Annotated in this window: 10 protein-coding genes; 3 read left to right on the plus strand and 7 right to left on the minus strand. The window is 68.6% G+C overall.

The genetic code is table 11. The features are described 5' to 3' along the window. Nucleotides 1–49 precede the first annotated feature (49 nt). Nucleotides 50–2,428 (plus strand): c-type cytochrome domain-containing protein, encoded by a 2,379-nt coding sequence (locus BSF38_RS32440; protein WP_076344796.1) that lies wholly within the window; start codon nucleotides 50–52, stop codon nucleotides 2,426–2,428. Nucleotides 2,429–3,000: 572 nt separating this feature from the next. Here the strand turns inward: BSF38_RS32440 and BSF38_RS08705 are convergent. From BSF38_RS08705 to BSF38_RS08735, 7 genes are all read right to left on the minus strand, one after another. Beyond that, the gene (locus tag BSF38_RS08705; RefSeq protein ID WP_076344798.1) at nucleotides 3,001–4,689 is read right to left on the minus strand and encodes an AMP-binding protein; all 1,689 of its coding nucleotides are present in this window, start codon (nucleotides 4,687–4,689) and stop codon (nucleotides 3,001–3,003) included. Between the two features lie 36 nt (nucleotides 4,690–4,725). Further along, a complete protein-coding gene (locus BSF38_RS08710; protein WP_237170808.1) occupies nucleotides 4,726–5,880 on the minus strand; it encodes an enoyl-CoA hydratase/isomerase family protein in 1,155 nt (384 codons plus the stop codon). Then, nucleotides 5,870–7,282, minus strand: a complete 1,413-nt coding sequence (locus tag BSF38_RS08715) for an acyclic terpene utilization AtuA family protein (RefSeq protein WP_076344800.1) — start codon at nucleotides 7,280–7,282, stop codon at nucleotides 5,870–5,872. The genes BSF38_RS08710 and BSF38_RS08715 overlap by 11 nt, the downstream gene beginning before the upstream one ends. Nucleotides 7,283–7,316: 34 nt before the next feature. After that, entirely contained in the window at nucleotides 7,317–8,963 is a 1,647-nt protein-coding gene (locus BSF38_RS08720; RefSeq protein ID WP_076344802.1) for an acyl-CoA carboxylase subunit beta, read from the minus strand. Between the two features lie 205 nt (nucleotides 8,964–9,168). Then, nucleotides 9,169–10,581, minus strand: coding sequence for a hypothetical protein (locus BSF38_RS08725; RefSeq protein ID WP_076344804.1), 1,413 nt, complete (start codon nucleotides 10,579–10,581; stop codon nucleotides 9,169–9,171). Nucleotides 10,582–10,609: 28 nt separating this feature from the next. Continuing rightward, complete coding sequence (locus tag BSF38_RS08730) at nucleotides 10,610–11,926, minus strand: acetyl ornithine aminotransferase family protein (RefSeq protein ID WP_076344806.1); 1,317 nt, start codon at nucleotides 11,924–11,926, stop codon at nucleotides 10,610–10,612. A gap of 194 nt (nucleotides 11,927–12,120) precedes the next feature. Beyond that, nucleotides 12,121–12,669 carry a hypothetical protein gene (locus BSF38_RS08735; protein ID WP_145952031.1) on the minus strand — a complete coding sequence of 183 codons (549 nt, stop codon included), beginning with the start codon at nucleotides 12,667–12,669 and terminating at the stop codon, nucleotides 12,121–12,123. 247 nt (nucleotides 12,670–12,916) lie between these two features. Between BSF38_RS08735 and BSF38_RS08740 the strand changes: the two genes are divergently transcribed. Then, nucleotides 12,917–13,972 carry a Gfo/Idh/MocA family oxidoreductase gene (locus tag BSF38_RS08740; protein ID WP_076344810.1) on the plus strand — a complete coding sequence of 352 codons (1,056 nt, stop codon included), beginning with the start codon at nucleotides 12,917–12,919 and terminating at the stop codon, nucleotides 13,970–13,972. A gap of 62 nt (nucleotides 13,973–14,034) precedes the next feature. Next, entirely contained in the window at nucleotides 14,035–16,689 is a 2,655-nt protein-coding gene (locus BSF38_RS08745) for a serine/threonine-protein kinase (protein ID WP_237170902.1), read from the plus strand. Nucleotides 16,690–16,705: the final 16 nt, after the last annotated feature.

Below are 16,705 nucleotides of genomic sequence, written 5' to 3' on the forward strand. Positions count from 1 at the left end.
ACGGAATTCATTGATGTTTCCCTTCGCTCTTAATATGAGACCAGCCGTCATGCGATCTCGAATCTCGGCCGTCCTCTCGTCCGTGGCCTTCCTCTGCGTCGCTCCGGTCGCGCTCGCCGATGACAAGGCCGCGGAGAAGATCACCTTCGCCGACCACGTCTCGCAGGTCTTCCGGAGCCGTTGCGGGGCGTGCCACAACCCCGACAAGGCGAAGGGGGGCCTGAACCTGGAAACCTACAGCGGGGCCATGCAGGGAGGCGGCTCGGGCAAGGTGATCGAGCCCGGCGACCCGGACGGCAGCTCGATCCTCGGCCTGATCCTTCAGACCGACGAACCCAAGATGCCCCCGAAGTCGGAGAAGATCCCCGACGCCGAGATCGACCTGATCCGCAAGTGGATCGCCGGCGGCGCGCTCGAGACCTCGGGCAGCGTGGCGACGGTCAAGGCCAAGCCCAAGTTCGAGATGAAGCTCGACCCGTCGGCCCTCGGCAAGCCCGCCGGCGAACCCGCCATGCCCCACGACCTGCTCACCGAGCCGTTCGTCCCTCAGGCGCACCCCAGCGCCGTGGTGGCGCTGGCCGCGAGCCCCTGGGCGCCGCTGCTGGCCGTGGGCGGTCACAAGCAGGTGCTCCTCTACCGCACGACCGACCATCACCTGATGGGGGTCCTGCCGTTCCCCGAGGGGACGATCCACGTCCTCAAGTTCAGCCGCAACGGCGACATCCTCCTGGCCGCCGGCGGCCGTGGCGGCCAGTCGGGCCTGGCCGTGGGCTTCAACGTCAAGACCGGCCAGCGCGTCTTCGAGGTCGGCAAGGAATACGACGCCGTGATCGCCGCCGACATCAGCCCCGACCACGGCCAGGTCGCCCTCGGCGGCCCCAGCCGGATTCTCCGGATCTACAACACGGCCGACAACAGCCTCGTGTACGAGATGAAGAAGCACACCGAGTGGGTCACCGCCGTCGAGTTCAGCCCCGACGGCGTCCTCCTCGCCAGCGGCGACCGTAACAACGGCCTGATGGTCTGGGAGACCGCCACCGGGCGCGAGTTCCACGACCTTCGCGGCCATAACACCGCACTCACTGACGTCTCCTGGCGGGCGGACTCCAACGTCCTCGCCTCGTCGAGCGAGGACGGCACGGTCAAACTCTGGGAGATGGAGAACGGCACGGCGATCAAGAACATCGCCGCCCACGGCCCCGGCGCCTCTTCGGTCCGGTTCGCTAAGGACGGCCGCCTCGTCACCTCGGGTCGCGACCGCGTCGTCCGGATCTGGGATCAGAACGGCGGCAAGCAACTCGAATTCGAGGCGTTCAACGACCTGGCCCTCCGCGCCGTCTTCACCCACGACGAGGCCGCCGTCGCCGGCGCCGGCTGGATGGGCGACATCCGACTCTGGAACGCCAAGGACGGCCACCGGCTGACCGTCCTCGCGCCCAACCCCGCCCCGATCGCCGTCCGGATCGACCAGACCCAGCAGGCCATGACGGCCGCCACGGCGGAGGCCGCGGCGCTCTCCAAGGAGCTTCCGCCGCTCCAGACCGCCGCCGCCGCCGCGACCGACGTCCAGGCCAAGGCCCAGCAGGCCGCCACGGCGGCTGAACAGGCCGCCGCCCAGCAGGCGGCCGTCGTCGTCGAGAGCGAGAAGGTCGTGAACGCCAAGGTCGCCGTCCTCCAAGACGCCTCGGCCACCGCCGGGGCCGCCGAGCAGATCGCCGGCCAGTCGCAAGCCGCGCAGGCCGCCGCCGAGAAGGCCGTCGCCGACACGACCGCCGCCGAAAAAGCCGCGGCCGACGCCCTCGCCGCCTCCAAGACGGCCGTCGAGAAGGCGCTGGCCGACAAGACGGCCAACGATCCCGCCCTCGCCGCGGCCGCCGCCGCGCTCAAGACGGCCGCCGACGCCGCCGCGACCGTCAAGGCCGCCGACGAGTTGGTCAAGCAATCCCAGCGCGCGACCGAGCTGATCCAGGCCGTCGCCGCCGCCGGTCGTCGCCAGGCCGACGCCCTGGCCGCCCTCAACGTCGCGACGGCCGCCAAGGCCGCCGCACCGGCGGCCGTCGCCCCGGCTCAGTCGCGCAACAAGGCCGCCCAGATCGGCCTGGTTGCGGCGAAGGCCGCGGCCAAGGCCGTCGAACTGGAGAAGGCCGCCGCAGACAAGGCCCTCGCCGACGCCCGCGCGGCCTCCGCGACCGCCACGGCCGCCGTCGCCGGCGTCAAGAAGAACCTCGAAATCGCGACCGCCGGCAAGGCCGCCGCCGACAAGGCCCTCGCCGACAAGGCCGGGCCCGCCGCCGCCGTCCAGGCGAAGGCCGTCGCCCTCAAGGCCGAACTCGACCTCCTCGCCGTCGAGAAGCAGCGGGCCGACGCCTCCAAGGCCGGCCTCGCCGCCGCTGCGAACACCGGCGACGCCCAGGCCAAACGCGAGTAACCCGCTCTCGTCTCCCTCCGATCGACAGCCTCAACAAACCCTGGCCGCGCGCGAAGCCCTCAGCCTCGCGCGCGGCCAGTTTCGTTGACGGAGCATGGATTCCTGATCCGACCCCCACGTCTTCAATCGTCGACAATGAAGCGAAATTGTCTTGGCACGCTGCAATCCAGCAACTTTCAAGCATGCGACTCCGACTACAGGCGACGGCCTCGCCGTCGCCCACGACGTGGGCATCTTCCGCGTGAGCGATCAGTCGTTAGTCGGATCGATTACACTTCCCACCGGGACGGGAGGAGTTCTCCTCGACGGCTTCCGCTACTATTCTTTGGGAAGCAGTCTTGCTCTCGTCGCCGGAGAGCAATACTTGATCGCCATCACCATTTGCAGGCGTCGCCGCCCCTGGCGTGTTCGGCCCCAACTTCCTGTTCAATGACGGAACGGCGGTTCCGGAGCCCTCGACGTTGGTCATGGGACTCGTCCCGGTGCTTCTGTCGTTGGCCGCCTCGCGCCGTCGGCAGTTAGCGCACAACGCAGCCTGATCTCCCCAGTCGATCGGCCGAAGTCCGACGATCTCAGGCCGTGGGAACGGCGGTGACGTCCTCCAGGCCGAGGTCGCGGATGGCCTGATCGCGAAGCTGGTACTTCTGGACCTTGCCGGTCACCGTGCGCGGTAGGTGCGGGACGATCCGAATGATCTCCGGGATCTTGAAGTGTGAGATCCGCCCGTGGCAGAAGCGGCGGACGTCGGCTTCGGTGATCGTCGCGCCCGGGCTGGGGACGATCCAGGCGGCGACGATCTCGCCGTACTTGCGGTCGGGGAGCCCGGCGACGACCACTTCACTGACGTCGGGGACCGTGTTCAAAAACTCCTCGACCTCCGGCGGGTAGATATTCTCGCCCCCTCGAATGATCAGCTCCTTCGACCGCCCGACGATCCGATAGTTGCCGTCGTCGCGTAGCCGGGCCAGGTCGCCGGTGTGCAGCCATCCCTCGGCGTCGATCGCCCTGGCGGTCGCGGCCGGATTCTTGTAGTAACCCGCCATCACGTCGTGCCCCCGGGCGCACAACTCGCCGGGCTCGCCGGGGGGGGAATCGCTCCCCGTGGCCGGGTCGACCAGCTTGACCTCGATCCCCGGCAGCGGCTTGCCCACGGTCCCAACGCGCGACTCGATCGGGTCGTCGACCGCCGTAAACGTGATGATCGGCGAGGCTTCGGTCTGCCCGTATCCGATGCAGATTTCCCTCGCCCCCATCACGGTCGTCACCTTCTCCATCAGCGGCAACGGGCACGGAGCGCCCGCCATGATGCCGGTGCGCAGGCTCGACAGGTCGTGCTTGGCGAAATCGGGATGTTCGAGCTGCGCGACGAACATCGTCGGCACGCCGTAGATCGACGTGCAGCGCTCGCCGCTGATCGCCGCGAGCGTCGCGCCGGCCTCGAACGCCGGCGCGGGAACGATCATCGCCGCGCCCGCGACCGTGCACACGGCGGTCCCCAGCACGCAGCCGAAGCAGTGATAGAACGGCACCGGCACGCAGACCCGATCGCGCTCCGTGTAAAGAAGCCGCCGGCCGACGTAATACGCATTCATCAAGACGTTACGATGCGTCAGCATCGCGCCCTTGGGCAGGCCGGTCGTCCCCGAGGTGAACTGGATGTTGAAGACGTCGTCGGCCCGCATCGGCGCCTGCCGGGCGGCGAGATCGGCGGCTGTCGCGCGCGGGCCGTTCTCAAGCTCGCTCCAGCTCAGCCATCCGGGAGACGGCCGCGCGCCGAGCGAGATCAAGCGACGGAGCCGGGGGAACCGCGACGAGGACCACTCGGGTCCGTCGGCCGTCGCCGCCTCGGGGCAAAGTGATTGGGCCATGCCGACGAAGTCGGAGCCTTTGAACGGGCTGCCGACGATCATGGTCGAGACGTCGGCGAGCCGGAGCGCCTCCTCCAGCTCATGCAGGCGGTACGCCGGGTTGATGTTCACCAGAACGGCGGCGGCCCGGGCGGCGGCGAACTGGGACACGACCCATTCAGGGACGTTCATCGACCAGATCCCGACGTGCTCGCCAGCCTCGATCCCCTGCGCGATCCAGGCCGACGCCATGCGATCCGCGCGCGCGTCGAGGTCGCTCCACGACCAGCGGACGCCGAGCGCCGGGAAGACCAAGGCGTCGCGCTCCGGCCAGGTCTCGGCCGCTCGCCGCAGCACGCCGCCCATCGTCTGGTCGTACACCCAGGGGAGGGAGTCGAGCCGCGTTCCGGTCATGGAGCACCTCGCGAGAGCCAACCGACGACGTCGTGGTCAGGATACCCAGCGCGGCGGGCGCTTTTCCAGGAACGCGCGCATGCCCTCCCGCGCTTCTTCCGAGCCGCGCATCGCGGCGCTGACGGCCGCCGCGCCGCGGAGGTCGGCGGGCTTGCCGTCGGTCTCGACGAGCAGCTTCTTCACCATCGCCTGGGCCCCCGGCGCGCCTCGGGCGTAGCGCTTGCCCAGTTCGACGGCGGCGGCGAGACATCCGTCGTCGGGCGTGATCTCGTTCACGAGCCCCCAGGCGTGAGCCACTTCCGCCGTGATCGGCTCGCCACTCAGCAGCAATTGGCGGGCTCGACGGCCGCCGATAAGACTCGTCAGGTCGTGCATGACGACCACCGGCGCGAGGCCGCGAAGCACCTCGGGATAGCCGATCCGGGCCTTGGCGACGGCTACGGCCACGTCGCAGGCGGTCATCAGCCCCGCGCCGCCGGCCAGGGCGTCGCCGTTGACGGCGGCGATCACCGGTTGGGGCAACGTGTGCAGCCGTCGGATCAGGTCGGCGAAGGCGTGCATCGCGTCCACGCCGGCCTGCTGGGCCTCGGTCGACGCGTCGTCGGCCGCCGCCTCCTTCAGGTCCATGCCCGAGCAGAACACCTTCCCCTCGCCCGTCAGAACGACCGACCGAATCCGCGGCGTCTTGGCGATCCGGTCCAATTCGTCGCGGAGCTTCGAGATCAGGTCGCGAGAGAGCGCATTACGCTTGGCCGGCCGCGCGAGGGTCAGGATCGTCACCGGGCCGTCGACGTCGGTTTTGACCAGTGCATGGGTCATGGCGCATGTCTCCTCGAACGCGGTTTGATGGGCTCCGTCGGGTTTGGGGTCTTCCAATCTCAGCTCCAGAAGCGCCGTCCCCAGGGCCTTGCCCTGCGAGTCGAGCCGGAGCGACCGGCTGGCGCCGCCTCCGAGCGCATGTTCGATCACGAAATTGAAGGCCAGCAGGTTGGGAAGCTCGAATCGCTGGACGCGACCGACGCCGAGCCCGCACAGGTGGTCGGCGACGGCCTCGGGCGTGAGGCGGTCGCGAAGCCACTGGAAGGCGGCGGGATCGCGAGCGACGACGCCGATGTTGGAGCCGTCCCCCTTGTCGCCGCTCCGCGTGTGGGCCAGTTCCCCCAGGCGAACGAATCGCGATTCAATCGACATGATCGCCCTCCCTTCCCACCCAGTCGCACGACGGTCGGACTTCGACTTGGGAATCGACCAGACCCCGAGGAACCAGGGCGGGCCAGTAGCCGAACGCTGGACGGACCGTGGGCCTCCCCGTCGCATAGCCCGCCAGGCCCGGCGGCCCCGACGTGATCAACGGCGCCAGCTCGCGACAGAACCGCTCGACCGCCGCGCGCGACGGGTCGCGAACCGTGACTCGCATCAGTACTTCCTCGGCCGGCTTCTCGGGACGGAAGACCCCTGGCGCAACGTCCCCCGCGCCAAAGCATTCGACCAGCGAATGCTCAAGCGTGAACCCAGCCCGCCGCACCCGCTCAAAGGCGAGTCCCGCCGCGAACCGGGCCTTGGCCTCGGCCGATCGGCCGACCACCGCGAGCATGCCGCTGGCCGTCCAGCCGTCTCGATACACCGCCGCCAGCTTGAGGAACTCCGACGGCCGTCGTCCCAAAGCCCCCCGCACGAGCACCCGGTCCGGCCCCTGGTCGTCGAGTGCGACGGTCGTGAAATCCACGTCCACGTCGGGCGTCCGATAACACGAGGGGTCGCCGATCTCATAAACGATCTGCTCGGTCACTGTCGCCCGCGAGACGACGCCGCCAGTCCTCTCGACCTTCGTGACGACCGTCGAGCCGTCAACGGCGACCTCGGCGATCGGGTAGCCGATCCCGGCCGGGTCGGGCATCCCGTCCCAGCCTTCCCACAAGCCGCCCGTCACCTGAGCGCCGCACTCGATCAGGTGGCCCGCGACGCTCGCGCCGGCCAGACGGTTCCAATCGTCCCACTTCCAGCCGAACCGGTCGACGACCGGACCCACGGTCAGTGAGGCGTCGGCGACGCGGCCCGTCAGCGCGATCCGCGCCCCCTGCTCCAGCGCCTCGGCGATCGGCCGCGCGCCGAGGTAGACGTTGGCGCAAACCAGGCGATCGGCGACGCGCTCGATCGGCTCGCCGGTCTCCATGTGATCGAGCGCAACGCCCTCGGCTCTCCACGACGCGATCCGACCGAGGACGTCGTCGCCGGTCACAACGCCGATCGGCATGTCGTCCAGCCCGTTGCCCGCCGCGATCCTTGCGCAGACAGCCGCGCACGACGCCGTGTTCAGGCCGCCGGCGTTCGTGACGATCTTCAAGTCGGCCTGCTCGACCAGGATCGGCGCGAGCCGTTGGAGCAAAGGCGGAAAATCGGTCACGTAACCGGCGTTCGGATCTTTCGATCGAAGGTGGCTGAGAATCGCGAGGGTCAGCTCGGCCAGGTATTCGAGCGTGAGGACGTCGAGCCGACCGTCGCGCGCGAGGTGGAACGGGGCGTCGAGCGAGTCGCCCCAGAAGCCCGCGCCGTTGCCGATGCGGATCGGCCGGCGGTTCGTCTGCTGGTCCATGATCGACCTCCGGGGCTTCGGGTTTGCACCGCCGTCATACCTGGTAAACGCCCGTCGTGATCGGCGAAGGGGCTCGGGTGCGCACGGCCAGGTCGAGGGCGAACGACAGCACCTCGCGAGTGCGCGCGGGGTCGATGATCGCGTCGACCCAGAGCCGCGCGGCGGCGTACCGGACGTCGGTCTCCCGATCGTACCGGGCGCGCAGCTCGGCGGCCATCCGGCTCTGCTCTTCGTCGTCGATCGTCTTCCCTTGCCGTTTCAGCGCCGCGACGTTGATATCGAGCATCGTCTTGGCGGCCTGGGAGCCTCCCATCACCGCGTATCGGGCACCCGGCCAGGCGAACAAAAACCGAGGGTCGAACGCCCGGCCACAAAGCGCGTAATGCCCTGCGCCGAACGAATGGCCGACGATCAACGTCAGCTTGGGGACGCGGCAGTTGCTCACGGCGCTGACGAGCTTCGCCCCGCGGCGGATGATCCCGCTGCGCTCGGCGTCGCGGCCGACGTCGAAACCGTTCACGTCCTGAATGAACAGGATCGGCGCTTCGGTCTGATTGCACTCCATCACGAACCGCGCGGCCTTGTCGGCGCTGTCGCCGTAGATCACGCCGCCGAACTGCATCGGCCCTCCCCCCTCGGGCCGGAACCGCAGCTTCTGGTTGGCGACGATCCCCAGCGGAATTCCCTTCAGCCGGCCGAAGCCGCAGAACAGCGACTTGCCGTACTCGGCGCGGTACTCGTCGAAGAGACCGCCGTCGAGCAGGCAGGCGAGCAGGTCGCGGACGTCGTACTGGGCCGAGGCTTCGGCCCGAACCACCGAATAGAAGTCGCCGGCCGGTCGCGCCGGAGGCTCGACGACGGCTGAGTCCAATCGCTCCTTAGGATCGTCGGGCAGGACGGCGATGAGGCGGCGAAGGCGATCGATACAGGCGTCGTCGTCGGGCTCGCGATAGTCGATCGTGCCACTGAAAGCCGCGTGCACGTGCGCGCCGCCGAGGTCCTCGTGCGAGACGTCCTGACCGATCGCCGCCTTCACGAGCGCCGGACCCGCGAGGTAAAGGCCCGAGCCTTCGGTCATCAGCACGGTGTCTGACAGGACCGGCAGATAGGCGCCGCCGGCGACGCAGTTGCCCATGATCGCCGCGTACTGCGGGACGCCCTCGGCCGAGAGCACCGCGTTGTTGCGGAAGATCCGGCCGAAGTCGTCCTCGTCGGGGAAGACCTCGTCCTGCATCGGCAGGAACACACCTGATGAATCGACGAGATAGACGAGCGGCAGGCGATTCGTCCGGGCGATCTCCTGGGCGCGGAGGATCTTCTTGATGGTCAGAGGGAAACACGCGCCGGCCTTCACGGTCGCGTCGTTGGCGACGACGATCACCCGGCGGCCCCGAACGACGCCGATCGTGACGATCACCCCGGCCGACGGCGCGCCGCCCCATTCGGTGTACATCTCGTGCGCGGCCCAGAGGCCGATTTCGAGCTTCGGTGTGTCGGTGTCGAGCAGGCATTCAATTCGCTCACGCGCCGTCTTCCTCCCCTTGGCGTGCTGCCGCTCGATCGCCTCGGAGCCGCCGCCGAGGTGAATCCGGTCCTCGATCGCCGCGAACTCCTCGGTCAAGCCGCGCAGGTCGCGCGGCTCGGGGCGTCGCTCGCTGGGTCGCGTATCCACACCGGTCATAGGGCGTCCTCGACGGGGAGTGATAACCGATCGGAGCGGAATTCCCTTCTCCCCCTGCGGGAGAAGGTGCCTCGCAGAGGCGGATGAGGGGTATTCGATCGGCGTGGCGCTGGACGAAGCCCGTGGTTCCCCCTTATCCGGCCTTCGGCCACCTTCTCCCGCAAGGGGAGAAGGCATGATCGCGACAGCTTCCTTTGATGGTTTCTCAATGCAGGCGAGGGTCGGTCGCCGCGATGATCGCGCTGACAGCCTGCTGGTTGAAGCCTTTGAAACCCTCGCGGCGCTGGAGGTTTTCGAGGTGGCTGCCGAGCGCGCCGTCGCGAACGAACTTGTCGCGCTGGTCGGTGGTGATCCAGCCCTTGGCGAGCGCGAGGTCGGCCCGGTGGGGCGCGACCGGCCAGCGCTCGCCGGCGGTGAACGCTTGCCGCAGGAACGGGAAGTTCGAGAACGGCGCCATGGTCTCGACGCCCGCCTCGGCTTTCAGGCCGTCGCGGAGGGCGTCGAACTCGAACTGGGCTTCGAGATGGTGCATCCCGGCTTCGAGGATCGACTCGCCGTGGAGCGCGACCCAGAGGCCCACCGTGCCCAGCTCGGGCAGTTCGGGCAAGGCCTGGCGGGCGAAATCGTGGGTCGCTTCGTCAGGCGCCAGGTCGAGGTCGGCGAAGATCACGATGCCGGTGGTCGGATGTTCGAGAACCTGCGCCCCCCAGCCGGCGTGCTCTCCAGCGTGGAACCGCTCGCGAAGCTCGAAACCGAGCCGCTGGAAGATCTTCATGACTCTCGGGAAGAACCGCCGTGAGCATCGGAACGTGTGGTGGTCGTGGTTCGCCCAGCCGAGTCCGAGCCGATCCTGCCGCGCCTTCTGAACCTGCGCCGCGCGATTGCGCGATTGCCAGTAGTCTCGCTCGACCTCGAAGATCAAATGACACGCCAGATCGCGCGAGCCGGCCAGATCGATCACATCGCCCACGAGGGTCTCGGTGATGTTAAAACCTTCGGCGTCGTCGTCGAACCGGCGCTGACGTGCCAGCCACAAATCGCGGGCCGCGAGCGCGTCGCGCGCCGCGTGGGGCTTCATCAGCCCCAGCCGGGCCGGCTCGCTCGGGTAGGCTTCGAAGCCGAGATACCCGCGGCGCTCGACCACGACCAGGTCGGTCGCGTCGCCGAAAACGCGGGCGAAACGGTACGGACCGAGCGGGTAGCCTTGCAGCTTCAACCCCAGATTGTGCGCCCCCGAAAACGCGGCGGCCGATTCGACCTTGATCGCCAGGTCTTTCACGATCGTCACGCCCTTTGCACCCGGCGCGTGCGCGATCCTCGGGAAGATCGCGCCGGGGTGCGCGTAGAGCGCGACCCCGACGGCGTAGGTCGCGGCCTGGCGCTCATAGCCCAGGCCGATAAGCTGGCTGCCGAACGACGGGGGGGCGCTCACGACGAGGTGGTCGAGCCAGTTCTGGATGATCGTCCCGGTCTCGGGGGTCATCCGCTCGGCCAGCCGGTGCGCGAACGCGTTGCCCGCGAGGGCCTGCTGGACCAGCTCGTTGACGACCGATTCAGTTTCGGGCCAGCGCCGCCATTCGAATGCGGCGGGGGGTTCCGGAGCCGTGGCGAGCGACATGGTGATTTCTCCCGACGGTATGTGGGGTTCAGAGGCTCGCTCTCACGGTCGCGGCGTCGTGATCGGCCTCGCGGACGTCGCCAATGGCAGCGTCGAGCAGCTCCAACCCGATTTCAACCTGGCGCCTGGTCAGGCACAAGGGGGGACAGAACCGAACCGTGCTCGGTCCGCACGGCAGCAACAGCAGCCCGCGATGGAACGCCGCGTCGATGATCTCGTCGCGCGTCGCCGGGGCGGGACGGCCGGCGTCGTCTTGAATCTCCATGCCGATCATCAGCCCCGTGCCGCGAACTTCGCGGATAATCGAGCGCCGACGACCGAGCGCTTCGAGGCCCTCGCGAAGCTGCGCCCCGCGCGTCTGGGCGTTGCGAAGGTATTTCGTCTCGATCAGCTTCAACGACGCCAGGGCCGCCGCGCAGGCGACCGGGTTGCCGCCGAACGTCGACGCGTGACTGCCGCGCGGCCAGTCCATCACCGACGCCCTGGCGACGATCGCCCCCAGCGGAAGGCCGTTGGCGATCCCCTTGGCGAGGCAGATGATGTCGCCCGCGACGCCCCAGTGCTCGGCGGCGAACATCTTGCCCGTCCGGCCGAATCCGCTCTGGATCTCGTCCAAAACCAGCAAGACGCCGTGCTCGTCGCATAGCCGTCGCAGCCCCGGCAGGAAGCCGGCCTCGGGGACGATGTAGCCCCCCTCCCCCTGGATCGGCTCGACGAAGATCGCCGCCAGCTCGTCGGGCGGACAGACGGTCTTGAGCAGGGCCCGGACACTGTCGAGATCGCCGTAGCGCGCGTGGTGGATCTCGGGGACCAGCGGCGCGAAGCCCTTGCGATGGATCGGCTTCGAGGCCGACAGCGATAGCGCGCCGTAGGTCCGGCCGTGGAACGCGTTGAAGAAGGCCATCACGCGCGGACGCCCCGAGTGCCGGCGCGCCAGTTTCATCGCCGCCTCAATCGACTCGGACCCGCTGTTGGTGAAGAAGACGCGCTTGGCCTCGGCTCCCGGCGCCAGCCGCGCCAGGTGCTCGGCGAGCCGGATCTGCGGCTCGTAGTAGAAATCGGTGCCCGACATGTGGATCAACCGGCGGCTCTGACGCTCGATCGCCTTCACGACCATGGGGTGCGAATGGCCGACGTTCGTCACCGCGATCCCCGCTGTGAAGTCGAGGAAGCGGTTGCCGTCCATATCCTCGATCATCGCCCCCTTGGCCCGACGGACGACTAGCGGGTAGACGCGCGTGTACGACGGCGACATCACGCGGTCGTCGCGCTCCAGCCACGCCTCGCTCTTCGGCCCCGGAAGCGGTCCGACGATCCTGGGTTCGTCTCGATGCAATGCGACCATCATGGCGCTCCTCCGCAGACGAAAGGAAAACGCGGCCGTTGATGACACGACTACCGAAACCGCACCCGTTCTACGAACGAACCTCCTCGTTCGCTCGATCTCACCGAGAAATGGCTTTCCTTATCCATTATCGGCCCTGCCTGGCGATTAATCAAATCGACGCCGATCGACGTGGCCAGCGCACCTCGCGCGGCTCAGTGGTGCTCGTTCGACGCCCAGTCGTGAAGGAACCTCAGGTGCTCTCCGTGGCTCTGGTCGACGCCGAGAAGGTCGCTGAGGCGGATGATCCGACGAATCCACGCTTGTTCGGTCGGGTCGAACTTTTCGAGCGGGTTGTGCTCGATGGTCGCCGACCAGTAGTGGAGTTCGGAGCTGACGATGTCGCGAAGGGTCGACTCCTTCTTCCGGATCTGCTCGCTGCGTTCCGGCGGCAGTTTCGCTCGATTCTCCTGGTCGGGGTTGAGGGCGCGGATCTGCTCGAGGACCCGGTCGACCATCCCCATGTGACGTTCGATCCGAGCATCGAGGGGCGATTGCGTCGGTGTCGGCGTCGGCGTCGGCGCCGCTTCGGGCTGAGCGACGGCGACCGCGCTCTCGTCGCCCGAGGCCGCACGATCGCCGTCGAGAATATGTAGGAGGGCCAACGCCCCGTCGCGGAACTTCGCGAGATGCCGGAGCATCAACTGGTAAGTCGGGCGGTGTTCCTCGTCAGGTCCGTCCGCAGCGTCAGGCTTCGAAAGCATGAACCTCTCCCAATCGAGAACTCCGTCGCTCGGTCGAACGCCGGGCGGCGCAACCATTGTAGGAAATCGAAGCCGGCCGAGGTATGGACAGCCCAGGCGACCGGCGTCGCGACATCCCGGTTCCCGCCCCAACAAGACACTCATCTCGCATAATGGACGCATCTTGGGGAATACTGGAGGGAACGAAGGTCGACGGCCGACCGATATCGAAAAAACGTCGCTCTCTCCGGGATTTCGGGGTCGTTCCATGATTCGAACAGTCGTCGTCGGGTACGGCCTGGCCGGTCGCGAGTTCCACTGTCCCCTGATCGACCGCCAGCCCGAGCTGACGCTGTACGGCGTGGTCGCGCGCGACGCCGCCAAGCGAGCGCAGGCCGAGGCCGAGCGGGGCCTCAAGACGTTCGCGAGCCTCGACGACGCTCTCGGCGACCCCAACGTCGACCTGGTGGTCCTCGCGACGCCGCACAACATCCACGCCGAGCAGGCGGTTCTAACCCTTGACGCGGGCCGACACTGCGTCGTCGACAAGGTGATGGCCCTTTCGACCGAAGAGGCCGACCGGATGATCGCCGCCCGGGAACGGTCGGGGCAGATGCTCTCGGTCTTTCACAATCGGCGCTGGGACTGGGACTTCGCGACCATCAAGGAGATCGTCGCGCAAGGGTTGATCGGCCGGCCGTTGCTGTTCGAGAGCGCGGTGTGCCGCTTCAAGGCGCCGCAAGGCTGGCGGGGCAGCGTCGACGCCTCGGGGACGATCCTGCACGACTGGGGGGCGCACATGGTCGACCACGCGCTGCAGCTGGGGCTCGGCCCTTGCCGGCGGGTGACCGCCTGGCTGTTCGAGAGCCCCTGGACGGGCGTCGACAACGGCGGTCACGGGCGACTGGTCATGGAGTTCGAGAACGCGGTCTTCCAGGCGGAGACCAGCCGGATCTGCCGGATCGACCGCCCGCGGTGGTGGATCGTGGGGACCGAGGGGGGCTTCGTGAAGTTCGGAATCGACCCCCAGGAAGACGCCCTCCGCGCCGGCGACATCGACCAGGCGCACGAGCCCGAGAGCCTTCAAGGAATACTCAGCACCGGGGCCGAGGGCAACCCCGAGGCCCACACCACCGTCCAGCGCCGAGTTCCCCCCGTCCGCGCCCACTGGGACGGCTACTACGGCAACATCGCCGCCCACCTGAAGCACGGCGAGTCCCTCGCGGTGACCGCCGAGCAAGGCCGCGACGTGGTGGCGATCCTCGAAGCCGCGATCGAGTCGTCGCGCGACGGCCGCACCGTCAGCGGTTCGTGGGGACGTTGACCCGCATCCACTCGAAGTCGAGTTGAGTCGTCTCGTCAGACCGCCGGAGGTTTCTCCCCTTGGTGATCCACTGTCCGTCGTGCAACCACGCGATCCGCATCGTCGACATCCGGCCGGGCCGATTCAGCCCGCGCTGTCCCGGCTGCGAGAAGACGTTTCAACTGACGATACCTGCCGACGGCGCGAGCGGCGCGGTCGCCTCGCCGTTTGCGAAATCATCGGTCGAGCCGGTTGAGCCCGCGCCGTCGCTGGAGGCGCTGCCGGCCTCGCTCGACGCGCCCGACCCCGGGTTCAAGCTCGGCCGGCTTCCGCGTGGGACGCCCCGGCTGGTCGGGCGATACCTCGTGCTGAGACTGCTGGGACACAGCCCGCGCGGCAAGTCGCTGCTGGCCCGGCCGCTGTCACTCGCCGGGCCGGTCGTGCTCAAGCTTGTCGAGGCCGACCGCGCGAACGATCCGATCTTCGTCGAGCGTCACTTGCGCGAGGCGCTGGCCTCGGCCCAGCTTGCGAGTCCGTACCTCGCGCCGATCGTCGAGATCGGTCGAGCCGGCCCGTCGACTTATACCGCGCTGGAATACTTGCCGGGGGCGTCGCTGGCCGAAGAATTGGCTCGGCGGGGCCCGATCGACGGCCGTCAGGCGGCGGCGTGGATTCTCCAGGCCGCGCGCGGGCTTGCGGTCGCGCACGCCCAAGGCATCTGGCATCGCGACGTGAAGCCCGAGAATCTGCGGCTCAGCCCCGACGGACTGGTCGTGGTCGACGACCTCGGTCTGGAGACGACGCCGTCGCTGGCGGCGGCCGAGAGCGGGCTCGACCAGGCGGGGCGGAAAGGTCCGCGCGGGCGCGGTCAGTCCGCTTCGCAAGACGCCGCGCCGGCCGCGCCCAAGATCGCCCGCGCGGCGGTCGGCACACCGATCTACATGGCCCCCGAGCAGGCCCGCGACGCGATCCTGGTCGACGGCCGTGCCGACGTCTACTCGCTCGGCTGCACCTTCTATGAACTGGTCACCGGCCGCCCTCCGTACGCCCGGACGAACGCCTCCGAGCTGATCGCCGGCCATCAGAACGAGCCGCTGATTCCCCCGCGCGAGTTCGCGCCGAACCTCCCGCACGCCCTCTCGGACGTCATCCTGACGATGACCCGGAAGACCCCCGAGGAACGCTACCCGAGCATGGACGTGGTGATCGACGTCCTTGAGAATTGGCTCGGCCTGCGAGCCGGACCGAAGACGCCCGACGAACGCGCCTTTAACGAAACCATCCAGCAGGCGGCGCAGGTCTTGAGCGACTCACCCGCCGCTCGTCTCCGACGCCTGATCTTGCTGGGAGCGGGGGGCGTCTGGCTGGCGTTCCTGCTGCTACTCGTCGGGCTGGGCGCGTATCGGGTCGCCGTCGTGATCGCCGGGTTCGGAATGCTGACCGCGTCGGCCCTGGCCCTCACATCGAAATCGGCGCGGCCGTCGGGGCTCGTAGATCTTGTTCGTGAAGTCCTCCTCGGCGGTGGACTGCGGTCGTGGATCGTCACGAGCGTCGGCCTGCTCGTGCTCGTCGGGCTGGTGTTCCAGAGTGGGCTCGCCTGCTCAATGGTCTTCCTCGGCCTGTGCGTCGGGTCGCTGTTGGGGGCGTTCACTTATTTCGTCGATCGCCCGTTCGCGGCCGAATCGTCGCAGGCGGTCGCCGCCGTGAGCGCCGTGCTGAGACGGCTCCGTCAGGCGGGCTACGACGAGCGGCTGTTGCGCGAGAAGCTCGCCGCGACGGCCGGGCGCGGCTGGGAGCCGCTGTTCGCGGCCGTGTTCGGCGACCGCGCGGTCGCCGCCGAGCGACTCCGCAGGCTTTACGACCCCTCAGCGGGCTTCGTGTCCGGCCGGCTCTCGTGGAAGGGGGCCGTCGAGCGCGGGCTGGCGAGCCTGCTCCAATGGCGGCGCGACAACCGCCTGCGACGGCTGTTCCAGACTGTCGAGGAGGCGCGGTTGGAGGCGGAAGGGCTGAACCTGATGACCGCGCGCCGCCGCTCATGGCGGATCTCCAAGGCCCTGATCCTCGCCGCCGCCGAATGGCGCGACGAGCAGCATGCGCTCGCCGGAGGCGGCGCGCCTCGGGCTGCGGGGCCGAACCTGCCGCAACGCCTGCGAAACGCCGTCGAGGAACCCGACAACGTCCTGACGCAGCACGAATCACACCCCGGGCCGCTCGGCCGTCAGTTCGACGCTCTTACGGGCCTCGCGTTCGGCCGCCTGGCCCGGCTGGCCCTCGGCGCGGTCCTTCTCGCGGGGCTGGCGGCCTGGTCGCACTCGCACCAGATCGTCACCGCCGAACAGGTTGGAGAAGCCGCTTCGCAGGTCGGCGAGTTCGCCCGCAAGGCCGCCGAGAACGCCGACCCCGGCTTGCTGACCGACATAAAAGTCGACGTTCAGGTCGAGCGCGCGAAGTTCTTCCAGCCGCTCGGCGAGCCGTGGCTGCCCGAATCCCTGCGCGCGATCCTGGCCGCCAACCTGGGCGTGGCGGGACTGCTGCTGGTGATCGCGGCGTTGTTCCGATCGCGGATCGTCGGCGCCTTCTCGTTCCTCGCCGCCGCGATCATCCTCTTCGGCCCGGCGCTCGGGCTCACGAGTTCCTGGCTCTCGCCCCACCTCAGCGCCCCGACGCAAGCCATGTTCGTCGGCGCCGTCGTGCTGGTCGCCGGTCTATTCGTCGCGAGGAGGAGCGGGTCGGCGTGAGAATCACGAGCCCGAA

The organism is Paludisphaera borealis (assembly GCF_001956985.1).
Taxonomy (GTDB): domain Bacteria; phylum Planctomycetota; class Planctomycetia; order Isosphaerales; family Isosphaeraceae; genus Paludisphaera; species Paludisphaera borealis.

What these genes read in the sequence shown, in the direction of transcription:
- BSF38_RS32440 (WP_076344796.1), top strand. Translation starts at nt 50, where the DNA reads ATGCGATCTCGAATCTCGGCCGTCCTCTCGTCCGTGGCCTTCCTCTGC.
- BSF38_RS08730 (WP_076344806.1), bottom strand. Translation starts at nt 11,926, where the DNA reads ATGGTCGCATTGCATCGAGACGAACCCAGGATCGTCGGACCGCTTCCG.
- BSF38_RS08735 (WP_145952031.1), bottom strand. Translation starts at nt 12,669, where the DNA reads ATGCTTTCGAAGCCTGACGCTGCGGACGGACCTGACGAGGAACACCGC.
- BSF38_RS08705 (WP_076344798.1), bottom strand. Translation starts at nt 4,689, where the DNA reads ATGACCGGAACGCGGCTCGACTCCCTCCCCTGGGTGTACGACCAGACG.
- BSF38_RS08740 (WP_076344810.1), top strand. Translation starts at nt 12,917, where the DNA reads ATGATTCGAACAGTCGTCGTCGGGTACGGCCTGGCCGGTCGCGAGTTC.
- BSF38_RS08710 (WP_237170808.1), bottom strand. Translation starts at nt 5,880, where the DNA reads ATGTCGATTGAATCGCGATTCGTTCGCCTGGGGGAACTGGCCCACACG.
- BSF38_RS08715 (WP_076344800.1), bottom strand. Translation starts at nt 7,282, where the DNA reads ATGGACCAGCAGACGAACCGCCGGCCGATCCGCATCGGCAACGGCGCG.
- BSF38_RS08725 (WP_076344804.1), bottom strand. Translation starts at nt 10,581, where the DNA reads ATGTCGCTCGCCACGGCTCCGGAACCCCCCGCCGCATTCGAATGGCGG.
- BSF38_RS08720 (WP_076344802.1), bottom strand. Translation starts at nt 8,963, where the DNA reads ATGACCGGTGTGGATACGCGACCCAGCGAGCGACGCCCCGAGCCGCGC.